Source organism: Marinobacter sp. AN1 (assembly GCF_026013985.1).
Classification (GTDB): Bacteria; Pseudomonadota; Gammaproteobacteria; order Pseudomonadales; family Oleiphilaceae; genus Marinobacter; species Marinobacter segnicrescens.
Genome location: NZ_CP110342.1, coordinates 2,687,849 through 2,709,163, shown reverse-complemented (window position 1 = coordinate 2,709,163; position 21,315 = coordinate 2,687,849). Strand labels below are relative to the sequence as shown.

The 21,315-nt window shown below is 60.7% G+C and carries 16 protein-coding genes, 4 tRNA genes and 1 pseudogene; 11 read left to right on the top strand and 10 right to left on the bottom strand.

Annotation, left to right across the window (positions count from 1 at the left end; genetic code table 11):
* Nucleotides 1-186: 186 nt before the first annotated feature.
* A complete protein-coding gene (locus tag LJ360_RS12425; protein WP_264994118.1) occupies nucleotides 187-1,071 on the bottom strand; it encodes a LysR family transcriptional regulator in 885 nt (294 codons plus the stop codon).
* A gap of 127 nt (nucleotides 1,072-1,198) precedes the next feature.
* Here LJ360_RS12425 and LJ360_RS12420 point away from each other — a divergent pair.
* From LJ360_RS12420 to LJ360_RS12410, 3 genes and pseudogenes are all read left to right on the top strand, one after another.
* Nucleotides 1,199-1,968, top strand: a pseudogene (locus LJ360_RS12420) (ferredoxin--NADP reductase).
* Between the two features lie 188 nt (nucleotides 1,969-2,156).
* Nucleotides 2,157-3,053 carry a sulfotransferase domain-containing protein gene (locus LJ360_RS12415; protein WP_264994117.1) on the top strand — a complete coding sequence of 299 codons (897 nt, stop codon included), beginning with the start codon at nucleotides 2,157-2,159 and terminating at the stop codon, nucleotides 3,051-3,053.
* Nucleotides 3,054-3,084: 31 nt separating this feature from the next.
* Nucleotides 3,085-3,942, top strand: a complete 858-nt coding sequence (locus LJ360_RS12410) for a hypothetical protein (protein ID WP_264994116.1) — start codon at nucleotides 3,085-3,087, stop codon at nucleotides 3,940-3,942.
* Between the two features lie 37 nt (nucleotides 3,943-3,979).
* Here the strand turns inward: LJ360_RS12410 and LJ360_RS12405 are convergent, their stop codons facing one another.
* Genes LJ360_RS12405 through LJ360_RS12390 form a run of 4 tightly spaced genes read right to left on the bottom strand, consistent with a single transcriptional unit; the run spans nucleotide 3,980 to nucleotide 8,896 of the window.
* Nucleotides 3,980-5,776: a glycerophosphodiester phosphodiesterase gene (locus LJ360_RS12405; protein WP_264994115.1), complete on the bottom strand. Its 1,797-nt coding sequence runs from the start codon at nucleotides 5,774-5,776 to the stop codon at nucleotides 3,980-3,982.
* Nucleotides 5,776-7,632, bottom strand: coding sequence for an LTA synthase family protein (locus LJ360_RS12400; protein WP_264994114.1), 1,857 nt, complete (start codon nucleotides 7,630-7,632; stop codon nucleotides 5,776-5,778). The genes LJ360_RS12405 and LJ360_RS12400 overlap by 1 nt, the downstream gene beginning before the upstream one ends.
* Nucleotides 7,633-7,664: 32 nt before the next feature.
* Nucleotides 7,665-8,390 (bottom strand): UDP-2,3-diacylglucosamine diphosphatase, encoded by a 726-nt coding sequence (gene lpxH, locus LJ360_RS12395; protein WP_264994113.1) that lies wholly within the window; start codon nucleotides 8,388-8,390, stop codon nucleotides 7,665-7,667.
* The gene (locus LJ360_RS12390) at nucleotides 8,387-8,896 is read right to left on the bottom strand and encodes a peptidylprolyl isomerase (RefSeq protein WP_091848490.1); all 510 of its coding nucleotides are present in this window, start codon (nucleotides 8,894-8,896) and stop codon (nucleotides 8,387-8,389) included. The genes lpxH and LJ360_RS12390 overlap by 4 nt, the downstream gene beginning before the upstream one ends.
* Before the next feature lie 138 nt (nucleotides 8,897-9,034).
* On the opposite strand from LJ360_RS12390, the gene LJ360_RS12385 reads away from it, so the two are divergent.
* The 3 genes from LJ360_RS12385 (at nucleotide 9,035) to LJ360_RS12375 (ending at nucleotide 14,509) form a co-directional block, all read left to right on the top strand.
* The gene (locus tag LJ360_RS12385; RefSeq protein ID WP_091848489.1) at nucleotides 9,035-10,711 is read left to right on the top strand and encodes a glutamine--tRNA ligase/YqeY domain fusion protein; all 1,677 of its coding nucleotides are present in this window, start codon (nucleotides 9,035-9,037) and stop codon (nucleotides 10,709-10,711) included.
* 75 nt (nucleotides 10,712-10,786) lie between these two features.
* Nucleotides 10,787-12,193 carry a cysteine--tRNA ligase gene (cysS, locus tag LJ360_RS12380; protein WP_245742399.1) on the top strand — a complete coding sequence of 469 codons (1,407 nt, stop codon included), beginning with the start codon at nucleotides 10,787-10,789 and terminating at the stop codon, nucleotides 12,191-12,193.
* 135 nt (nucleotides 12,194-12,328) lie between these two features.
* Entirely contained in the window at nucleotides 12,329-14,509 is a 2,181-nt protein-coding gene (locus LJ360_RS12375) for a malate synthase G (protein WP_091848488.1), read from the top strand.
* Between the two features lie 276 nt (nucleotides 14,510-14,785).
* Here LJ360_RS12375 and folD read toward each other — a convergent pair whose 3' ends face one another.
* Nucleotides 14,786-15,643: a bifunctional methylenetetrahydrofolate dehydrogenase/methenyltetrahydrofolate cyclohydrolase FolD gene (gene folD / locus LJ360_RS12370; RefSeq protein ID WP_091848487.1), complete on the bottom strand. Its 858-nt coding sequence runs from the start codon at nucleotides 15,641-15,643 to the stop codon at nucleotides 14,786-14,788.
* Between the two features lie 192 nt (nucleotides 15,644-15,835).
* Between folD and LJ360_RS12365 the strand changes: the two genes are divergently transcribed.
* The 4 genes from LJ360_RS12365 (at nucleotide 15,836) to LJ360_RS12350 (ending at nucleotide 16,369) form a co-directional block, all read left to right on the top strand.
* Nucleotides 15,836-15,912 (top strand) — tRNA-Pro (locus tag LJ360_RS12365).
* 35 nt (nucleotides 15,913-15,947) lie between these two features.
* Nucleotides 15,948-16,024, top strand: a tRNA-Arg gene (locus LJ360_RS12360).
* Between the two features lie 88 nt (nucleotides 16,025-16,112).
* Nucleotides 16,113-16,188: transfer RNA gene (locus LJ360_RS12355), tRNA-His, on the top strand.
* A 96-nt stretch (nucleotides 16,189-16,284) separates the two neighbouring features.
* Nucleotides 16,285-16,369, top strand: a tRNA-Leu gene (locus LJ360_RS12350).
* Between the two features lie 436 nt (nucleotides 16,370-16,805).
* Here the strand turns inward: LJ360_RS12350 and LJ360_RS12345 are convergent.
* Genes LJ360_RS12345 through LJ360_RS12330 form a run of 4 tightly spaced genes read right to left on the bottom strand, consistent with a single transcriptional unit; the run spans nucleotide 16,806 to nucleotide 20,477 of the window.
* The gene (locus tag LJ360_RS12345) at nucleotides 16,806-17,153 is read right to left on the bottom strand and encodes an AzlD domain-containing protein (protein ID WP_091848486.1); all 348 of its coding nucleotides are present in this window, start codon (nucleotides 17,151-17,153) and stop codon (nucleotides 16,806-16,808) included.
* A complete protein-coding gene (locus LJ360_RS12340; protein WP_091848485.1) occupies nucleotides 17,135-17,833 on the bottom strand; it encodes an AzlC family ABC transporter permease in 699 nt (232 codons plus the stop codon). Before LJ360_RS12340 ends, LJ360_RS12345 begins: the two co-directional genes overlap by 19 nt.
* Entirely contained in the window at nucleotides 17,830-19,323 is a 1,494-nt protein-coding gene (locus LJ360_RS12335; RefSeq protein WP_091848484.1) for an amidase, read from the bottom strand. Before LJ360_RS12335 ends, LJ360_RS12340 begins: the two co-directional genes overlap by 4 nt.
* On the bottom strand, nucleotides 19,320-20,477 hold the full coding sequence (locus tag LJ360_RS12330; RefSeq protein WP_218144749.1) for a ring-opening amidohydrolase: 1,158 nt from the start codon (nucleotides 20,475-20,477) through the stop codon (nucleotides 19,320-19,322). The genes LJ360_RS12335 and LJ360_RS12330 overlap by 4 nt, the downstream gene beginning before the upstream one ends.
* A gap of 111 nt (nucleotides 20,478-20,588) precedes the next feature.
* Between LJ360_RS12330 and LJ360_RS12325 the strand changes: the two genes are divergently transcribed.
* Nucleotides 20,589-21,305 carry a GntR family transcriptional regulator gene (locus LJ360_RS12325; protein ID WP_091848483.1) on the top strand — a complete coding sequence of 239 codons (717 nt, stop codon included), beginning with the start codon at nucleotides 20,589-20,591 and terminating at the stop codon, nucleotides 21,303-21,305.
* Nucleotides 21,306-21,315 lie beyond the last annotated feature (10 nt).

Here is a 21,315-nt window from a genome sequence, read left to right as displayed (position 1 = left end):
TGTGCAAGGGGAGCCGGTCCGGAGAGGTCTGTCCGGAAACGCCTCGCAAGTACATCCTTGTAGGGCTCCGTCGCGCCATCCATGGCGCTCCAGGTTCCAGACAGACCTCTCCGGCCCGTCTCCCTTAATCCTGGGAGTTACCGCCAGTTTGGTGGAGGTTCGTTTGGAAGGTACGGTTATTGGTGACTATCCGAGATTTCTACAAAGCTCCATCCACCGATCAATACCGGCACTTTTGTACTTCTGCTTGTGCAGGATGAAGTAGAACTGCCGGTCAAAGCGGCGGTGGGCTGCGGCTTGCAACGGCACCAGTGAACCTCGCCGGAAGGCATCCTCAAGGCAGACCTTCGACAGACATCCGATACCCAGATTGGCCTCGACGGCCCGCTTGATGGCCTCGGTGTGCTCCAGTTCCAGCAGGATGTTCAGTTTCGGTAACAGCCCATGCATACCCCGCTCGAACGTCTGGCGGGTGCCGGATCCGGGCTCCCGGGCGATCCAGGTGGCGGAGACCAGGTCCTCGTCGGTCAGGCCGCGCTTTTCGGCCAGGGGGTGGTCCGGGGAACAGAAGATCACCAGTTCATCATTGCGCCAGGGGATGACCTCCAGTTCCGGTGCCTGGAGTTCACCCTCAATTAATCCGATGTCCAGTTCAAAGTCTGAAACCCGTCGGGCGATGGTGCTGGTGTTGGCCACCTCCAGTGAAACCCGGGGCTGTGTAGGGGAATTCATGTATTGGGCCATGACCCCAACGGCCAGATAGTTACCTATGGTAAGCGTGGCGCCGACCTTGAGGGCGCCCACTTCCGTGTGGTGGCTGAACGCCTGCTCCAGTTCACCGGCCTGCGCTAGCAGGCTTTCGACCTTGGGGCGGTAGAGACGGCCCAGTTCGTTGAGTTGCAGGCGCTTGCCGACCCGGTCGAACAGCTTGATATCAAACTGGTTTTCCAGTTCCTTCAGGGCGCTGCTGGCAGCCGACTGGGACATGGCCAGTGATTCGGCCGCACGGGTAATGTTCTGGAAGTGGGCAGCGGCCAGGAAGACCTCGAGTTGGCGGAAGGTGTACTTCATAATCGGTTTTCCCGAATAACGTTATGAAAATATCCCATTTCATCGATAGGTTACACGTCGGTTACCATGCACACAATGCAGTTAACCTTTCCATAAGGCATTCAGATATTCAGGTGGATTGACGACCATGAGCAAGATGAACGTAGAGACGGTGACCAGCGTAAGGCACTGGAACGATACCCTGTTCAGCTTTACGACCAGCCGTGACCCCGGGTTCCGGTTCAAGAACGGTCATTTCACCATGATCGGGCTGGAGACCGACGGCAAGCCACTGATGCGAGCGTACAGTATTGCAAGCGCCAACTATGAGGAAGAGCTGGAGTTTTTCTCCATCAAGGTGCCGGATGGCCCGCTGACTTCCCGTTTGCAGAAAATCCAGGTAGGCGACGAGATCCTGGTCAGCCGCAAGCCGACCGGTACGCTTATTCTTGATAACCTGCTGCCCGGAAAAACCTGTGGCTGATCAGCACCGGCACCGGGCTGGCGCCCTTTATGAGCATCATCAAGGATCCGGAAGTATACGAAGCCTTCGACAAGGTGATCCTGACCCATGGCGTTCGCTATATTTCCGAGCTGGCGTACCAGGACGAAATTGAAGGTCTGCCCAGGAACGAATTCTTCGGTGAAATGGTGGACGGCAAGCTGATGTACTATCCGACCGTGACTCGCGAGCCGTTCCGTAACGAAGGCCGTCTCACCGACGCCATGAAAAACGGCAAACTGACCAGCGACCTGGGCCTGCCGGAGTTTGACCTGGAGAATGACCGTTTCATGGTCTGCGGCAGCCCCAGCATGCTGAAGGATACCTGCCGTATCCTGGATGACATGGGCTTTCGTGAAGCCCGCGCCGGTGACCTGGGTCATTACGTCATTGAGCGTGCGTTTGTAGAGCAGTAGGTGTTCCAGGCCCCTCGCCTTGTACCCCGGCCCCACGCCGGGTTTTTTATGTCTGAAAGGGTGAACCTGTAAAATAATTACACTCTTGTTGCCGGAGGAGGTATTGGTTAGTTTCTGCAAATGTTACGGGGGAACACACCATGCTACCAGGCAGTTGGAACCTGCCGGGCGCCAGACAGGAGGCCAGGATGCCAGGGAATATACCGTACGACGGTCACCTGATGATCATTGGGGCCATGAAATGCGGTACCTCATCCCTTTATGATTATCTGTCCGGCCACCCACAAATCTGTCCTGCCATGACCAAGGAACCGGAATATTTTTCGTCCCTGCAGCGTCACGGGACGGGTGTCGGTGACTACGACGAGCTGTGGAACTTTGACGCAGGCGTCCATCGCTACGCCATGGAGGCCTCGACCGGTTATACCAAGTACCCGCGGGAAACTGGGGTTCCTCAGCGTATCCATGGTTACGGAATCCGGCCGAAGTTTCTCTACATTGTTCGTAATCCACTGGAGCGCATCGTCTCCCACTACAACTACATGCTCCGGGATATGGCATTCAACGACCGGATTGTGGATGATCATCTGATCAATACCTCCAGTTACCACTTGCAACTCACCCAGTTCCGGCGGTTTTTCCCGGAGCGGGATTTTCTGGTGCTGGACTTCGACGACCTGAAAGTCTCCCCGGATCAGGTCGTGGCAAGGGTCTGTCGTTTCCTTGGTATCGATGACCGTTACCGGCCGTCGTCGTTTGAAGTGGTCAACCAGACCCGGGTTCAGAGCACACTGGAACGTTGGGTCAAACGTTCGCCCCTGGGCCGGGTGACCCAGGGCATGCCGGCTGCGGTGAGACGTTCCGGGCAGCGGATTCTGGCTTTGGTATCACCCCGGCGCCCACGCTTGCTGGCTCCGTCCGAGCAGGCCTATATCATGGCTCAGCTCGCGCCGGACATGCAGCGGTTCTACCAGGCCTACGGATTTGATATACGCCGCTGGGGATTCGAGCTGCCAGTCACGCCGACATCGGGTCCGGGTAGCCCTGCACTTGAGCGTTACCGTGCGGAACCCGGCGCTCATTGACGCAGTGCCACAGAGAGTATGGATCTATCCAATGAGACGTTATTGCGCCTTCAGGCGCACCGTAGTCCGGGTATTGTTGGTTGGGGCGCTGTTAATGGCTACCACGGGTTGTGCCGTCGGCAAGCGGCTATCTGGTTTAAATGAACAGCCACAGCTGGACCTGTCAGAAAAACAACTGGCCTGGATAGGCCAACAGGTCTACCGCAACGAGTGTTCCTCCCGCCGGCCCTGCCTGGTGCACTGGAACCAGGGCGAAGCCTTTCCTTCCCTCGGTATTGGTCATTTTATCTGGTATCCCGAAGGCGTGGACGGCCGTTTTGTGGAAAGCTTTCCGGCACTGGTGGGTTTTCTGGAAGGGCAGGGAGTGGAACTGCCCGCATGGTTAAAAGCGCAAATCCTGCGCGGGGCACCGTGGCCGGACCGGCAGGCTTTCCTGCGGGCCGAAGGGCGTGATGGCCGCATTGAGGAACTGCGACGTTTGCTGGAGCGCGAGCAGGCAGGGCAGACTGCTTTCCTGCTGCAGCGGGCGCAAGCTGGCCTAGAACAGATTGCATCCGCCTCCGGTGACCCGGCCGCTACTCGTCGCAAGATTCGCCTGCTGACGGAAACGCCGGGTGGCGCCTATGCCCTGATTGACTATGTCAACTTCAAGGGCGAGGGGCTGGCCGAGTCGGAACGGTATGATGGTGTTGGCTGGGGCCTTCTACAGGTGCTGGAGACCATGGAGTCCCCAGGTGCGCAGGAGGCACTGCCGACGTTCCGGCAGGCGGCAGCCGCAGTGCTGGCGGCCAGGGCCCAGCGGGCAGAAAACCCGATAGAAAGGGAGCAGTGGCTGCCGGGCTGGCTGAACCGGGTGGACACCTACCGTGAGCCTGCGGAAGCCCTTTGAAATCCCTGCCCACAGCCATTCCCGACCAAAGGGGCGGCTATCTCAGCCAGTTCCGCAATTTTAGCGCCAGGCGTTCCCCATCGGTAAGCTCTTTCCGGGCTGACAGCAGCCGGGCCAGGACATCCGGCCGGTCGGTGATGATGTTGTCGACACCCATGTCGATCATGCGGGACATCTCTGCCGGCTGATTGACGGTCCATACGTGCAGTTCATAGCCCAGCTGCCGGGCCCTTGCGACAGCGGCGGCACTGGCCTGGTTATAGCGCAGGCCGAGGATGTCGAACTGCCCGTTATCCAGAGGACCGATCACGAACTGGGCCAGCAAGGCCGTGCGCAGGGCAGGCTCCAGGGCCCTGGTTTCGTCCAGGACATGCCGCTGTGCGGCAGCTATGATGGTGCCCGCCACGGCATTTTCCCGCTGCAGGAGCTCAACCACCTTTTGTGCCAGGTCGCGGCTGTTATGGTCTGGTTTCAGGTCCAGGAACAGTCCTGCCCGGCCCCTCGCGATGTTTATCAGCTCTTCCAGGGTGAGAATGGGTTCCCCCGCGAAATCCGGAGAGAACCAGCTGCCGGCATCCAGTTCGCGAATCTCGTCCCAAGCGAGCGCCGAGATCCGCTCTGGCCGTCCCAGGAGCCGCTCAAGGTTCGCATCGTGCCATAACACGAGCTTGCCGTCCCGGGTCATCCGCACATCCACCTCCAGGTAGTCAGCACCATCGCTGATAGCTCGGTGGATCGCGCTTGCGGAGTTCTCGGGGGCAACAAAGGCATTGCCCCGGTGGGCAGTAATCGTGACCTGTTCTGCTGTGTCAAAGGCCTTGACGACCAGGCCCGCCTGTACCAGCACGGCAACGATCAGTACGCCCTCAACCAGCCAGGCCTTTGCGCCGGTATGGGCCGGCGGCGGAACCGTATGGTGCTTTCGGGAGTGGCCGCTGGTGGCGAGATAGACCCGGTAAATCAGCACGCTGTAACCGGCAGATAGTGCGAAGGTCACGGCAACCATCAGCAGCAGGTAAAGGGCAATATAGGCGGTTATGGCAGGCAGTAACGCCCGGGGGCTGGCGGGCATGAGTGCCAGGTAAGGTGTACCGAGCAACTGGAACAGCCAGGTGAAGAGTATCGGCAGGGCGAATAACAGCACTGCGCCGACCGCCAGCGGGGTGATCAGGGCCCTTTTGCTACCGTGGATTCGCTTGCTGCTGGCGGCCAGTGCCCTGATGGCGGTTGTTCGTTCCAGGCTGACGATGGGTTCGGCCAGGCTCCAGCGCAGGAACAGCCAGCCATTGCAGGTGACCATTCCCGCGACTGCGATTCCGGCAACGGCTAGGAACCACCAGAGCTCCGGCGGTCGTGTCAGGCGGATAAAATAGACTTCATAGGAAGACAGCAACCACCACCAGGCAAGGGCAATGACCAACAGGAAGGGCAGGGCGATGGCTATATGACCCAGCACCTGGAGCACTGTGAGCCAGAGCAGCTTTCCCGATCGCAGGGCTGTTTGCCAGAGTGCGGCCAGGGTAAGCCGGTACTCGCCGGTACGCTCCACTGAGGAGGCGATAACGGTCATGCCGGCCTGTTCCAGGGTCAGCGTAGCCATGAGGCCGGTCAGGGTCGCCGCCATCCAGAGAATCCCGCCCGGAGACAGCAGGAAAGTGGCTATGCCGCCGGTGCTGATTGCACCTTCTCCGGTCACAGGCTCCAGCGCCGCCAGCAGGGCGCCGACAGCTGGGCCCAGGAGGGCCAGCGTCAGGCCGGTAAAAAACAGATGGTAAAGCAGCAGGCTGCGACGGTGCCGTCGCAGAATGCCAAGCGAATCAACAAATAGTCGCATTACTCACTGCTGACAGAAGGGCCTGTGGGCATTCTGGCGGATTCGCCGAACAGCCGCAGCCGTTGTGCCAGGGTCAGAAAAGGCTCGCTGTCGGTTGGTGACAGGGTACCGAACAGGCGCCCGGGTTCAAAGGTCCATGTCTCGCAGCGTAACAGGCTCTCGGTGCAGGCCAGCAGTTCGCCGCTCTCCCGCAGAAAGAATTTCATGCCGGTGTAGGTGTCTGCCAACAGCAGATCCCGGGGGTTTGAGGTTTCCCCGCTCAGCAGGCTGCGCCCTGTCATCGCGATCATCGGCTTACTGGTACCGGTGGCATCCAGAATGGTCAGCGGGATATCCAGCTGGGCGACAATGCGATCGCGATCCGCATACTCGTCCAGTGCCTCGGGCCGGGGCGGCTTGACCGCCAGTACACCGGTGTTGCCGTTGAGGGGAAAGGACTCCTGGTCCTGTCGGACAAAGCCGCCTGACTCGTCAGAGGTGAGTATCACCAGGGTATTGTCCAGGACACCAGCCTGGTCCATTTCATCGAGGAAGGCAATCAGGCTCTGCTCCATGACCCGCATGGCATTACGCCGTGCCTGTAACGGCTCGGTGGGCAAGGGGGGCTCGCCTTGTTCACTGCTGGCCTGTTTGCCGCCGGTATCGAAGGGGTGATGGGTGCCCACGTTGAGCAGGGTAACCATCCATCGGGGGGCTTCCTGGTCCAGTGCCCGCAGGCGCTTTGCCACATTGGCAAAGTAGATCGGGTCGGGCGGCCCCCAGCCCTCAGGGGTTTCACCGTCTCGCTCGAAGGCTTCCGAACCGGTAACCCGTATAAATCCGGCGCGCGGCATGAAGCGGTCCTTGCTCATGTAGCTGAGCGGGGCGGCCTGCCAGTACGCGGTGGTGTAACCATGTGAACGCAACAACTCCGGCATGCACAGGGGGAAGGCCTCACCGTCGGCAACGTCTTCCATTTTTGTCGACAGACGCCTGAAGTCAGGGTACTGGCCACAGAGGATGGCAAATGTGCCCCGGTCTGTCTGGCGCTCCATGCTGAGGGTGTTGCGGTACAGCCGGAAGCCGGTCTCGGCAAGCTTGTTTTCCAGTTCCGGCAGGGAAACCACGGGTGTCAGTCCATGGTACTTGCTGACAGACGGAAAATAGCCTGCGGAAAGGCCTTCCACCATGATCAACAGGACATTGGGGGGCTCCGGTACATCCGGGCTTGCGACGTCTGCTTCGAAGAACTCACGTTCAGCTTGTGATCGCTCCGGAGCGGTGGTGTCGGCGACTTCCTCTCCCACCAGGGCACCTGCGGGCGCCATCAATGCCATGGGTATTTGTGCCAGGAAACTGGCCACCAGGTTATTCCGGGAGGTGGTCAGGCTATGGGAAGCGGCGAGGTAAAGACCCGTGGTTACGACAATCAGCAGGGTTGCAAAGGTAATACGGCGCGGCGGGATAGGAACCAGCCATCGATAGATGCGTACGAGCAGCCAGGCCAGGCCCAGATAAAGGGGGAGCATCAGCAGCTGGCTGTTGAAAACCGATGATGCCAGGAAGACCGGGTCAGCCCCCTTGCTGATCATGGAAAGCCTGGGGTAGGTGCCGTGGGCTGCGAGGTGCATGGCGGAGGCCGTCATCAGGCAGCCCAGCGCCACAACCAAAGCCGTTCTCAGCCAGAAGGAGCGCGCCAGGATCAGCAGTCCGGCAACCGTGACAGCGCCTGCGGCATCGCTAAGGAGCAGCCAGCCTGTTTCCGGCCAAACACCGCTTTGCAGGAACAGGCACAGCCGAACCACCAGCAGCCAGAAAAAGGCCAGCAGCACGGTAAGCCCGAGCCGCTGGTCCTGGAGCGCTCTGTAAACCGACATGGGAAGCTCCTGTCGCAGGCAATGGAACCTGCTTAAAGCGGCCGCTTGTGAAGGGCGGGCTCCTGGTCATCGGTGACATCAAGCCACCAGGCATGGGTGTCCCAGTCTCCCAGCACGATACGCCACGCTGGTTGGCCGCTGGCGGTCAGCGGGTGGATCGCCGGCCGATGAGTATGGCCGTGAATCAGTCGTTGCACCCGATGATGCTCCATTTCCCGGACCACTTCTTCCGGCGTTACGTCCATGATGGTTTCAGCCTTACCCTGATTCTTGGCCATGCTGATTTCCCGCAGCTGGCGGGCAACCATCTGCCGGTCTGCCAGCGGGCGTTGCAGGAACATCTGCTGCCATTGCTCATTACGCATGTTGGCACGGAACTTCTGGTATTCGACGTCAGCCGTGCACAGGCTGTCACCATGCATCAGCAGGGTCGGCGTGCCGTGCAGATCTACCACCGTGGGGTCCGGCAGGAGTTCTGCACCACAACGATTGCAGAAATCCTCGCCGATCAGGAAATCCCGGTTGCCGTGCATCAGGTACAGGGCGGTGCCGCTGTCGCTGACTTCCCGCAGGGCGTCTGCCACCCGGTTTTGCAGCGGGGTCTGCTCGTCGTCGCCGATCCAGGCCTCGAAAAAGTCGCCAAGGATGTACAGGGCTTCGATGCCCATGGCCTTGTCCTTCAGAAAGGCGAGAAAGGCGTCGGTGATATCCGGGCGTGACTCTTCAAGGTGCAGGTCGGAAATGAAGCGAATGGTCACGCTTCGCCCCCATCCTCCAGCACCTCGGCTTTTACGATCACGACGTTCTCTGACGGGACATCATCGTGAAAGCCCTGGCTTTCGGTGCGCACGGCACGGATGCGGTTCACCGTGTCCATGCCTTCCACCACCCGGCCGAAGACACAATATCCCCAGCCCTCGGCGGTCTTGGCGGTATGATCAAGGAAGCCGTTGTTTTCCACATTGATGAAAAACTGGGCGGTGGCCGAATGGGGATCCATGGTGCGAGCCATGGCTACGGTACCCTGCATGTTGCTCAGGCCATTATCGGCCTCGTTCTGGATCGGGTCGCGGGTCTTGCGGGGCTGCATGCCTGGCTCGAAACCGCCGCCCTGAATCATGAAGTTGCTGATTACACGGTGAAAAATAAGCCCGTCATAGAAGCCGTCACGAACGTACTGTTCAAAGTTCTTCGCGGTTTCGGGGGCCTTGTCGTAGTCCAGTTCCAGCTTGATATCACCGTGTGTGGTTTGCAGCAGAATCATTGAAGCTTCCTGTATTGAGGGATCGGTCATCGATATAACGTTTATTGTACGCAAGACTTGGCCGCCATGCATGAGTCCGACCGCCTTTTATGCGTATAATAGGCCGTTTAAGATCCACCTCTTTCATTCCGAGACCCTATGAGCGCCGAGTCGAAGAAAGCCCACAATTTTATCCAAAGCCTGATCGAAGACGCCATTGCCAAAGGTGACCACACCGGCAAGGTGGTGACCCGTTTTCCGCCGGAGCCCAACGGCTACCTGCACATCGGTCATGCAAAGTCTATCTGCCTGAATTTTGGTATTGCCGAGACCTTCGGTGGCGAGTGCAACCTGCGCTTTGACGATACCAACCCGGAGAAGGAAGAGCAGGAGTACATCGATGCCATCAAGCGGGATGTGAAGTGGTTGGGGTATGACTGGGCCGATGACGTCCATTTTGCATCCGACTATTTCGATACCATCCATGATTTCGCGGTGGAATTGATCGAGAAGGGCAAGGCTTATGTCTGCTCCCTGTCTGCCGAGGAGATGACCGAATACCGCGGTACCCTTAAAGAGCCGGGCCGCAACAGCCCCTACCGGGATCGCCCGGTGGAAGAGAATCTGCAGTTGTTCCGTGATATGCGGGACGGCAAGTTCGGCAACGGTGAGCTGGTGCTGCGGGCGAAGATCGACATGGCATCGCCCAATATCAACCTGCGGGACCCGATCCTCTATCGTATCCGCTATGCTGAGCACCACCAGACCGGTAACAAGTGGTGCATTTACCCGATGTACGACTTCACCCACCCGATTTCTGATGCCATGGAGGGTATTACCCACTCCCTGTGCACCCTGGAGTTCGAGGATCACCGCCCACTGTACGACTGGGTGATCGACAATATCTCGGCGCCCTGCAAGCCCCGGCAGATCGAGTTTGCGCGACTGAACCTGAATTACACGGTCACCAGTAAGCGCAAACTCAAGCGGCTGGTGGACGAAGGCTACGTGGACAGCTGGGATGATCCTCGCATGCCGACTATCTCCGGCATGCGCCGCAGGGGCTATACGCCTGAGTCCATTCGCGCGTTCTGTGACATGATCGGCGTCAACAAGGCCGGCGGCACGGTTGATGTGGGCATGCTGGAACACGCCATCCGTGAGGACCTGAACACCCGTGCGCCCCGTGCCATGTGCGTCATGCGCCCGCTGAAGGTGGTGCTCACCAACTATCCTGAAGACAGCTCTGAAACCCTGGAATTGCCGGTGCACCCCCAGAACCCGGATATGGGCACCCGTGAAGTGTCCTGGACCCGGGAGCTGTATATCGATCGGGAAGATTTCGTGGAGGAGCCTCCCCGCAAGTGGAAGCGGCTGGCGCCGGACCAGGCGGTGCGGTTGCGTGGCGGTTACGTGATGACCTGTCGTGAGATTGTTCGGGATGATAGCGGCGACATTGTCGAACTGCGCTGCGAATACGATCCGAATACTCTCGGCGTTAACCCGGAAGGCTACAAGCCCAACGGTGTGATTCACTGGGTGTCCGCAACGGACTCGGTTGAGGCGGACATCAATGTCTATGATCGCCTGTTCAACCATGAGAGCCCGGACAGCGACAAGGAAGGCGACTTCGTTGACCATATCAATCCGGAATCCCTGGTTCGCCTGGAAAAGGTCCGCGCCGAGAAGAGCCTGGGGCAGCCCCGTGCCGACCTGCCTTACCAGTTTGAGCGGGAGGGATACTTTTTCTTCGACGAAGAGGCCTCCGAGTCCGGTCGACTGGTCTTCAACCGGACAGTAACTCTGCGGGATTCGTGGGGGAAGGGTAAGGCGTAAACCCCGCCGGATTCCTTCACCCGGTGTCCGAATGGCTTACGCTGAAGCCTTTTATTCTCGCGATTTGTCAAACCTATGCACAAAGCGAATGCCTTAACCGTGATCAGAATCTACAACACCCTCACCCAGCAAAAAGAAGAGTTCCAGCCTATCCAGCCGGGCAAGGTGCGCATGTACGTCTGTGGTATGACGGTCTACGACTACTGTCACCTGGGGCATGCCCGGGTGCTGGTGGCCTTCGACGTGATTACCCGTTACCTGCGCCACCGGGGCTACGACGTCCACTACGTGCGCAACATTACCGATATTGACGACAAGATCCTGCGTCGGGCCGACGAGAACGGTGAGCCGTTTGACGCCCTCACGGACCGCATGATCCAGGCCATGCATGAGGACGAGCAGAAACTGGGTGTGCTGGCCCCTACGGAAGAGCCCCGGGCGACCGATTATATTGATGAGATTATCGCCATGATCCGCGTGCTGATTGCCAAAGACCACGCCTACGCGGCGGATAACGGCGACGTTTACTTTTCGGTTAACAGCTTTGACGGTTACGGCAAGCTCAGCAAGAAGAAACTGGAAGACCTGCTGGCCGGTGCCCGGGTGGATGTGGAACAGGCCAAGAAAAGCCCGGCGGACTTCGCGCTTTGGAAAGCGGCCAAGCCTGGTGAGGTCAGCTGGCCGTCGCCCTGGGGGGATGGCCGGCCGGGCTGGCACATCGAGTGTTCCGCCATGTCCACCCGTTGCCTTGGGGACACCTTCGACATTCACGGTGGCGGCCCGGACCTGTTGTTCCCGCACCACGAAAATGAGATTGCCCAGTCCGAGTGTGCCACCGGCCATCATTTCGTGAACACCTGGATGCACGCCGGAGCGATCCGGGTGAACAAGGAGAAGATGTCCAAGTCCCTGGGCAACTTCTTCACCATTCGCGAGATTCTCGACAAGTATCCGCCCGAAGTGGTGCGCTACTTCCTGGTGTCCAGCCATTACCGCAGCCAGGTGGACTACTCCGAGGATAACCTGGCGGAAGCCGGGCGTACCCTCGAGCGGCTATACCATGCGCTGCGGGGTGTGGTGCCGGCCAAGAATGTGCCGGAAGGGGAGTTCGACCGCCAGTTCCACGAGGCCATGGACGACGACTTCAACACTGCGGGGTCCATCAGCGTACTGCACGGCGCGGCGAGCGAGCTGAACCAGGCCCGCCGCGATGGTCATGATGACCGGGCGGCTGAGCTGGCTGCCGTGCTGGTTCGTCTGGGCGCAGTGCTCGGGATCCTCCAGCAGGACCCGGAAGCCTTCTTCAAGGCTGGAGTGGAGGGTGATCTCTCTGCTGAACAGATTGAGGCCATGATCCAGGCCCGGGCGGATGCGCGCAAGGCAAAGAACTTCGCCGAAGCCGACCGCATCCGTGATGAACTCCAGGAAAAGGGCATCATACTGGATGACAGCCGTGAGGGTACCAGCTGGCGCCGTGGGTAAAATCGAACGGCGGTATGAAATGACCGGGGAGATGGCGTAAACTATCGCGCCCCGAGGTATGAGTGAGAGGCAATACGTGGAAATCGTAACCACCTTGCTTCTCAGGGAATACAGACAACATTGAGGCAGACAACGATGACTGAACGCGTGCAAGTCGGCGGCCTGCAGGTCGCTAAGAACCTGTTCGATTTCGTGAACAACGAAGCGATCCCGGGAACCGGCGTCGACGCTGACAAATTCTGGGCGGAATTTGACAGAATCGTCCACGAACTGGCGCCCCGTAACAAGGAGCTGCTTGCCAAGCGTGACGATATCCAGGAAAAAATGGACGGCTGGTACCGCAATCACAAAGGTCAGCCATTCAGCATGGACGAGTACAAGTCCTACCTGAAGGAAATCGGCTACCTGGTGGATGAGCCGGGCGAGTTCAGGATCTCCACTTCTAACGTGGATCCGGAAATTGCCACCATGGCCGGCCCGCAGCTGGTTGTGCCGGTAATGAACGGCCGTTTCGCCCTGAACGCCGCCAACGCCCGCTGGGGCAGCCTGTACGATGCCCTTTATGGCACCGATGCGATCTCAGAGGAAGGTGGCGCCCAGAAAGGGCCTGGTTACAACCCGGTGCGTGGTGCCAAGGTCATCGAGTTCGCCCGCAACCTGCTGGATGAGTCTGCGCCACTGGCTTCCGGCAGCCACAAGGATGCCGCGAAGTACCAGGTTGAGGGTGGCAAACTGGTGGTCAAGCTGCAAAACGGTGACACCACTGGCCTGAAAGACGAGTCCGGCTTTGTGGGTTACACCGGTTCTGAGAGCGAACCCACCGGCATCCTGCTGGTGAAAAATGGTATGCATTTCGAAATCCAGATCGATGCCAGTCATCCCATCGGCCAGGATGACGGCGCCCACGTCAAGGACGTGCTGATGGAGTCTGCCCTGACCACGATCATGGACTGCGAAGACTCGGTTGCCGCCGTCGATGCCGACGACAAGGCCCTGGCTTACCGCAACTGGCTGGGTCTGATGAAGGCTGACCTGGAAGAGAGCTTCCAGAAGGGCGGTGAGATGATGACCCGGCGCATGCACGCTGATCGCACCTACACCGCAGCGGACGGTAGTGAGCTGAGCCTCAAGGGGCGCAGCCTGATGTTCGTGCGCAACGTTGGTCACCTGATGACCAATCCGGCCATCCTGCTCAAGGACGGCAGTGAAGTGCCGGAAGGGCTGATGGACGGCCTGATCACTTCCCTGATCGCGATCCACGACCTGAAGGGTAACGGTCAGTATCAGAACAGCACCACCGGCTCGGTCTACATCGTGAAGCCGAAGATGCACGGCCCGGAAGAAGTGGCGTTCACCAACGAGTTCTTTGGCAAGGTGGAGGACGCCCTGGGGCTGCCGCGCTTCACCCTGAAAGTGGGCATCATGGACGAAGAGCGCCGTACCACGGTGAACCTGAAGTCGTGTATCCATGCCGCCAAAGAGCGTGCCGTGTTCATCAACACCGGCTTCCTGGATCGCACTGGTGATGAGATTCACACCTCCATGGAAATGGGGCCGTTTATCCGCAAGGGGCAGATGAAGCAGGCAGCGTGGATCCAGGCCTACGAGCAGTGGAACGTGGACATTGGCCTGGAAACCGGTTTCCGGGGCGTCGCCCAGATCGGCAAGGGCATGTGGGCCATGCCGGACCTGATGGCAGGCATGCTGGAAGCCAAGATCGGCCATCCGAAGGCTGGCGCCAACACGGCCTGGGTTCCGTCTCCGACCGCTGCTACGCTGCACGCGATCCATTACCACCAGGTGAGTGTGGCAGACGTGCAGAAGCAGCTTGAGAGCCGTCAGCGCGCGGCCCTGGAAGACATCCTTACAGTTCCGGTGATGGACGATCCCAAGTCCCTGTCCGAGGGCGAGATCCAGGAAGAACTGGACAATAACGCCCAGGGTATTCTTGGCTACGTGGTTCGCTGGATCGACCAGGGCGTGGGTTGCTCCAAGGTGCCGGATATCAACGACATTGGGCTGATGGAAGATCGCGCCACCCTGCGTATTTCGTCCCAGCTGCTATGCAACTGGCTGCACCACGGTATCTGCAGCGAAGAGCAGATTGTCAGCACCATGAAGCGCATGGCAGCGGTGGTTGATCGCCAGAACGAGGGTGATCCGGCCTACCGCAATATGGCACCGAGCTTTGATGACAGCGTGGCCTTCCAGGCTGCCCTGGACCTGGTTCTGAAAGGCCGTGAGCAGCCGAACGGCTATACCGAGCCGCTTTTGCACGCGTACCGCCTGAAGGCCAAGGAGAAGTTCGGGCAGTAATTGTCTGGGCTGATCCAAAAACCCCGCTCGGTTCTGCTGTGCGGGGTTTTTTATTGGATTCGCCCTTCGACAGGCTCAGGGCGAACGGTCGTTATGGCGGGGCTCAGGGCGAACGGTCTTTATGACGGGGCTCAGGGCAAACGGTCCTTATGGCGGGGCTCAGGGCGAACGGTCCTTATGGCGGGGCTCAGGGCGAACGGTCCTTGTGGCAGGGCTCAGGGCCTCTTTATCCCGTTCGCCCTGAGCCTGTCGAAGGGCGTTGCCAGATCCGTCTTATCAGCCGTCGTGCAGCACGTTCGCCGCATAAAGCGTGTTCTGCAGCAGTGTGGCAATGGTCATTGGGCCAACACCACCCGGCACCGGAGTGATATACGCCGCGCGTTCGCAAGCGGCCTCGAATTCCACGTCCCCGCGCAGCTTGCCGTCTTCCATCCGGTTAATGCCTACATCGATGACGGTGGCGCCGGGTTTGATCCATTCGCCCTTGATCAAACCGGGTTTGCCGGCCGCAGCGATAAGGATGTCTGCCTCACCGACAAACTTCTCAAGGTCCCTGGTAAAGCGGTGGGCAACGGTGGTCGTCGCACCCTTGAGCAGGAGTTCCATGGACATGGGGCGGCCAACGATGTTGGAAGCGCCCACGATAACGGCGTGCTGGCCCTTGTAGGGAGTGTTGATGGTGTCCAGCAGGGTAATGATGCCCCGGGGGGTGCAGGGGCGCAGGGCAGGCTGACGCTGGACCAGGCGGCCGATGTTATAGGGGTGGAAGCCGTCCACGTCCTTGTCCGGGCGGATGCGTACCAGGATGGGGTCGTCGTCCAGGTGGTCAGGGAGGGGTAGCTGCACCAGGATGCCGTCCACCTCCGGGTTTTCGTTCAGCTCGTCTATCAGCGCTTCCAGGGCCTCCTGGGAGGTGTCAGCGGGGAGATCGTAGGACAGGGAGTGAATGCCGGCGGCTTCACAGGCCTTGCGTTTATTACCGACATAGACCTGCGACGCAGGGTCGCTTCCGACCAGTACGACGGCGAGGCCGGGTGCGCGCAGGCCTTTCTGGCGCCGGGCTTCAACACCGGCAGCGACTTGCTGGCGGATACCCGCGGCGATCTCTTTTCCGTTTATGAGTTCTGCGGTCATGGGAATATCTGTCAGGTGAAAATGAAGGCGGCCATTCTCGCATGGAACCGTTCCTGCGCCAATTGCTGGCGCAACCCCGGGGCTTGTGTTCCGGCAGTTTCCGGAGAAAAATGGTGATGTGCTGGTTGACGCCCCCCGGATCCGCCGGTATTATTCGCGCCAACTTTGCTGAGGCATATGTTGTTCAGGTTACGGGGTATAGCGCAGTCTGGTAGCGCGCCTGCTTTGGGAGCAGGATGTCGGGAGTTCGAATCTCTCTACCCCGACCAACCCACACTGGATATTCAGGTGGGCAAGCGGTCAAGCGCCCGTAGCTCAGCTGGATAGAGCATCCGCCTTCTAAGCGGATGGTCGCAGGTTCGAGTCCTGCCGGGCGCGCCAACAGCCGTTCAGGTAGACTCGGGCACAGGGGCTTCGCAAGGTTGCTGTCAGTCGGTACCATCCGGCAGCAGTGTTTGAAATGATTATGGTGGACGTAGCTCAGTTGGTAGAGCTCAGGATTGTGACTCCTGCGGTCGAGGGTTCGAACCCCTTCGTCCACCCCATTTCCCTCTTTCTGATCTGTTCTCCCTATTTCCCGTGCTCGGCTCAAAGTCCCTTACAGGCCGGGAAAGATGTTGCAGGATGCGGCCACAACGTTTGCGAGAGTGGCGGAACTGGTAGACGCGCTGGATTTAGGTTCCAGTGGGGCAACCCGTGAGAGTTCGAGTCTCTCCTCTCGCACCACCTCTAATTCAACGACTTACGTAAGTTTTCAGAAAAGGACATTTTGAGTTTTATCAGAATGTGTCTTAAATGTGCCTGAATGGGTCACGACATTTTGTTTTCTACCGCTAGTCTAGAGTCAGTCGAAGGTATTCGCTCTGGCCCGGGAAAGCCTCTAGGGATGCCTTAGAGGCTTTTTTGTTTTAGGGGTGGCAGGGGTTGGGCTCAGCATTGAAGGGCTGGTCTAGTGGCTCTCAGGTGTCATGATGAGGCGTAAGCCTCCTTCCGTTACTGCCTATGATTTCCGTTCTGTCAGAAGGCCCCGTGTGCCCGCCAAGCTCAGCTAGCTTTATAAACAGCAGTTACCGCAGCTGGCAGGGGGCAAAGCAGGCATTGGCCCTGAACATCGTCGATGCTACAGACTGGCCGATCAGCCTCCTCGGAGCCGCGGGCACTTTTACAGGGCCAGCCACGACAACACCTGATACAACCCCACACCGGCGAACAGGGGCAGCAGGTTACCGCGCAACTTCAGGCATAAGGCAAAGGTGGCAGCTACAGTCATCAGGCCAACGACCAGCCGGGGATCACTGACCGCGCTGGTCAGTTCGCCGCCGCTGACTAGAGCACTGCCGATGATGCCACCGATGATCGCGTAGGTGGCGTAGTCGAAGAAGCGCAGCAGGTCGGAGCCACTGTCCACCAGGTCCAGCCGCGACATCACCAGCAGCGGCAGGCTGCGAAAGCCGTAGCTGGCCGCCGCGCCCGCCAGGATCACCAGCCAGATCAGATGGTTTTCGGACATGCTTTGGGCTCCAGCAGCATTAAAAGGGCGGCCACCGCCAGGGCTGTGACAATCAGACCAAACCCCGGCAGCAGGCTGTTGGCAACCGGGGTCAGCACCAGCCCCAGCACCCCGGCAGCCAGGAAACGGGTCCGGGGCCAGACTCTGGCAAGAAAGGTGACGAAGTAGATGGGCAGCACCATGGTCATGGTCTGTTGCAGCCAGGGCGGAATGGCGTCCTGCACCAGATAACCGGTGGCGGTGGCGATGACGGCAGTCGGGAAGGAGGCCGCGCAGACCCCCAGAAAATAGCTTAAAGGATACTGCAGGCTCCCCTCCCGCAACGGAATGAAGCTGGTGGCAAAGGTGCTGGCGCTGAGCATCTGCACCGAAGCCAGCAACCGGCCACGACCGGGTTTGCCCAGATAGGGCGCGATCGAGGCGGACATCAGCAGGAAGCGGAAGTTGATGACGATAATGGCCAGCAGCGCCGGAAGCCACGCACCCTGGGCAATCAGGTCGGTGGCGGCCATCTGCGCCGGTGCGGCAAACACCAGGGCGGTCAGGGCCAGGCCCTGTGCCAGATCCAGGCCACTGGCCTGGCTGTGGGCGCCAACCACCACGAACAACACGCTGAAGGTCAGCGTGACCGGAAGCGCGTTGCGGCAACCCTTGAGGAACTCACGGGCGGGGGTGGTCATGGGAGGCTCCTTTCCCGGTTGGCTGCCATATCCTGCGGCGGTATCTGGTGGCTGTGCTCCGCTCTGGCGGGTACCCCGCGATGGGGTGAGGCCAGCCGGAAGGGACCATTGTCCTCAATTCGTTGGGCCAGAGCCAGCGCACGGGCGTCCTGCCAGGGGCCGGTCATGATTTGCAGACCCACCGGCAGGCCACAGTCGGTGAACCCGGCAGGCACCGAAGCCACCGGAAACCCGGGCAGACTCCAGAGGAAGGTCTGGGCCACCCAGTCTATGTAGCTGGTCATGGGCCGGCCGGCAATGTGGCTCGGGTAGTTTTCCGCCACCGGGAATGGCAGTACGGTCGTGGTGGGCGTCAGCAGGGCATCGAAGTCGTCCAGCAGGGCGAGCAGTCGCTGTCGCAGGGCCGCACGCCGATGCTGGGCGTGGGCAATGTCCCGGGTGCTCAGGGCCAGTCCGGTTTCAAGGTTGGCCTGCAGGTTTGGCCCCAGAGCCTCCCGCTGATCAAGCCAGGGCAGCAACTGGCTGACGATCACCTGACCCCGCAGTGTCAGGTAGGCGGGAATCTCGGCCGCAAGGTCCAGCTCAAGATCGACCACCTCACACCCGGACGCGCTCAGGCGACCGGCGGCCTCCCGGCACAGGGTGGCAATGGCCGGATCGATGCCGAAGCCAGCGATGTCCGCAATATAGGCCACCCGGCGTGGCGCCGGTTGCAGCTCCAGAGGCAGGCCACGCCCGGGCAGGTCACCGGCGGTGGACAGGGTAGCGTGGCGACTGCTGCCCGCCATCGCCTGCAGCGCGAGCCAGGTATCGGCTGACGTACGCGCCATGGGGCCGTCCACCTGCAGACTGTCCCATGGGGCCGGATTCGGAGCGCTGGGCACCAGCCCGGGGGTTGGCCTGAGGCCGACCACACCGCAGAAGGCCGCGGGGTTGCGCAGGGAGCCGCCCAGGTCGGTGCCCTGGGCCAGGGCAATCATGCCGGTGGCCAGGGCGGCAGCGCCACCGCCGGTGGAGCCCCCCGCGCTGAGGGCCGGGTTCCAGGGATTACGGGTTGCGCCGAACACCGGGTTGACGGTGTTGGCGCCGGCCGCAAACTCCGGAGTATTGGTCTTGCCGATGACGATGGCGCCGGCCCGGCGCAGGCGGGCAACCACCTCGGCGTCGTAGGCAGGTACATGATTCCGGCACAGGGGTGAGCCAAACGTGGTGCGCAGACCGGCGGTGGCGGTAATGTCCTTGATCCCCACCGGCACACCGGCCAGTGATGGCAGCGGCTCGCCCTGCTGGCGCTGACGGTCCAGGCGGCGGGCATCGGCGATGGCGGCCCCGGTGTTGAGGGTGCACAGTGCGTTGACCACCGGGTTGCAGTCTTCAATGCGGGCGAGCGTGGCCTCGGTGACCTCAACGGCGCTGAGATCCCCTCGCCGGATCGCGGTGGCCAGGTCCGTCGCGCTCAGAGCGCAGAGCTCGTCGGCGAGCCGGCTCATGGGGCCAGCTCCGGTTTGCGGGCGATGGCGGTGACGGTGCCGCCACCATCCGGCCCCTGATGTTCGGCGCCGCCGGACACGAAAATCCGGGTGTCTGAGAAGACGGCGGCGGCGATGGCCCCGACCGCACCGCGGATATGCCGCTGGGGGTTGAGGTCACCGTCGTTGAGCATGGTGTGGGGTTGCCCGCGGATCAGTCCGCGCCGGTCCGGCTCGCATTTTACAAAGGCGGCGGCGATCTCAGGGGCTGCGGGATCCAGCCCGAGCTCATCGATCAGGTCGTAGATGGCCCGGATATCCAGTGCGTCCGCCATGGGCCGGTGGCCGATGCGGTAGTCGCTTTGCCAGTGTCGGCTGTTGCCGAGCAGCACGATTTCATTACAGGACACCTCGATACCGGAGGAACAACTGGCGACTCCGGACCACAGCCGGAAGTCGGTCAGGAAGGCCGCTTCCTCCAACTGGTCCTCCTGAATTTCACCCAGGGCCAGAGCGACGCCAAAGGCCGATGCGACCCGGCTCAGGGCCATGGACTGGTCGGCACTGGTGCCGGCAACGGCCAGACCCTGTGATCTGGCCTCAGCCATCTTTGCGGCGGTCAGGCAGGGGCCTTTGACCTGCACGAAGTGAACGTCAGCCGGGTCGTTGATGCCGGCTGCGGTCATGGCATTGCGCACCGCCTCCGCAGTGGCCAGCGCCTGGCCGTTGCGACCGATGGCATCCGGCGCCAGCGCCGGTGTGAAGGCGGTGGCGATGGCCAGGCCGGGTGAGGCGCTGGTATCGGCACTGGCGCTGTAAATAGAACTGGCCCTGGAACGCTCACCCGGCTCAGCGCAGAATACCGTGATGTGGGGCGTGAGCACGCCCTCGGTACCGCCGGAAAAAATGAACGGCACACGTTCCGTCACCTGCTGCCAGCTCTGACCGGTGTGGCTGCCAATCAGCAAGGCCAGGCTCTGGGTCAGGTAGCCACGGGTATAATCGTTGACCAGACCGTTGCCCGGCGTTTTGCCGATGACGGCCACCACCGTAGCCGGGTCCAGTTGCCCGCTCCGGAAGGCCTCAGCCAGCGGGCTGACGTTGCCGGGATCGGTCAGGGTAAAGCGATGAACATGGCTGCGCATGGTGATTTGATCTCGTTCTGTCTGGGCCATACGGCCCTGGTCGTGTCCGGTTGTGCATGGGCGGTTGCCAAGTGATGCCTGCGACCGTATGTTGTTGAGCAATGTGTCAGGAACCTGTTTCACAACCAGCGGATACCGCCCGTGACGCCTTCAGACTCCGCCTTTGTTTTCCCGGACAACGCCACCGAGGATGTGCATACCGGTCGCCGGTCCAGGCTCTCGGCCCAGCAACGGGCGGTCCAGCAGATCCGTGACCTGATCGTGTCCGGCGAGCTGGCCCCGGGGATTCGTCTTCAGGAACAGGCCCTGAGCGATTACCTGGGCCTTTCCCGGACGCCGGTCCGGGAGGCATTCCGGGTACTGGCCGCGGAAGGCCTGGTGGTTATCCGCACCAACCGCGGCGCAGAAGTCCGGCGTATGGAGCTGGCCGAACTGATGGACACCTTCGAGGTGATCGCCACCCTGGATGGCCATGCCGGCCTGCTGGCCGCCACCCGGGCAACCGAGGCCGACATTGCCGCCATCGCAGAACTGCACAGGCAGATGATCGGCTGTTATCAGCAGGGTGAGCGCCTCAACTACTTCAAGTGCAATCAGGCGATCCACCAGAAGATCATCGAGGCTTCCGGTAACCCGGTGCTGGTGCGTCAGCTGGAGGGGCTCAATGCCCTGGTCCAGCCCTACCGTTACAACGTCAACGCCCTGCCTGAGAGCTGGCGCCGGTCGGTGGAGGATCATGAACGTATCCTTGACGCCCTGCAGCGCCGGGACGGCCCGGCCCTGCAGGCGGTGTTGTGCCGCCACCTGCCAGACAAGTTCAGCGTGCTGAAGCAGCTGGAGGCCATGGCCTCCAGCTGACCACCCCTGC

What these genes read in the sequence shown, in the direction of transcription:
- LJ360_RS12425 (WP_264994118.1), bottom strand. Translation starts at nt 1,071, where the DNA reads ATGAAGTACACCTTCCGCCAACTCGAGGTCTTCCTGGCCGCTGCCCAC.
- LJ360_RS12415 (WP_264994117.1), top strand. Translation starts at nt 2,157, where the DNA reads ATGCCAGGGAATATACCGTACGACGGTCACCTGATGATCATTGGGGCC.
- LJ360_RS12410 (WP_264994116.1), top strand. Translation starts at nt 3,085, where the DNA reads ATGAGACGTTATTGCGCCTTCAGGCGCACCGTAGTCCGGGTATTGTTG.
- LJ360_RS12405 (WP_264994115.1), bottom strand. Translation starts at nt 5,776, where the DNA reads ATGCGACTATTTGTTGATTCGCTTGGCATTCTGCGACGGCACCGTCGC.
- LJ360_RS12400 (WP_264994114.1), bottom strand. Translation starts at nt 7,632, where the DNA reads ATGTCGGTTTACAGAGCGCTCCAGGACCAGCGGCTCGGGCTTACCGTG.
- LJ360_RS12390 (WP_091848490.1), bottom strand. Translation starts at nt 8,896, where the DNA reads ATGATTCTGCTGCAAACCACACACGGTGATATCAAGCTGGAACTGGAC.
- LJ360_RS12385 (WP_091848489.1), top strand. Translation starts at nt 9,035, where the DNA reads ATGAGCGCCGAGTCGAAGAAAGCCCACAATTTTATCCAAAGCCTGATC.
- cysS (WP_245742399.1), top strand. Translation starts at nt 10,787, where the DNA reads ATGCACAAAGCGAATGCCTTAACCGTGATCAGAATCTACAACACCCTC.
- LJ360_RS12375 (WP_091848488.1), top strand. Translation starts at nt 12,329, where the DNA reads ATGACTGAACGCGTGCAAGTCGGCGGCCTGCAGGTCGCTAAGAACCTG.
- folD (WP_091848487.1), bottom strand. Translation starts at nt 15,643, where the DNA reads ATGACCGCAGAACTCATAAACGGAAAAGAGATCGCCGCGGGTATCCGC.
- LJ360_RS12345 (WP_091848486.1), bottom strand. Translation starts at nt 17,153, where the DNA reads ATGTCCGAAAACCATCTGATCTGGCTGGTGATCCTGGCGGGCGCGGCG.
- LJ360_RS12340 (WP_091848485.1), bottom strand. Translation starts at nt 17,833, where the DNA reads ATGACCACCCCCGCCCGTGAGTTCCTCAAGGGTTGCCGCAACGCGCTT.
- LJ360_RS12335 (WP_091848484.1), bottom strand. Translation starts at nt 19,323, where the DNA reads ATGAGCCGGCTCGCCGACGAGCTCTGCGCTCTGAGCGCGACGGACCTG.
- LJ360_RS12330 (WP_218144749.1), bottom strand. Translation starts at nt 20,477, where the DNA reads ATGGCCCAGACAGAACGAGATCAAATCACCATGCGCAGCCATGTTCAT.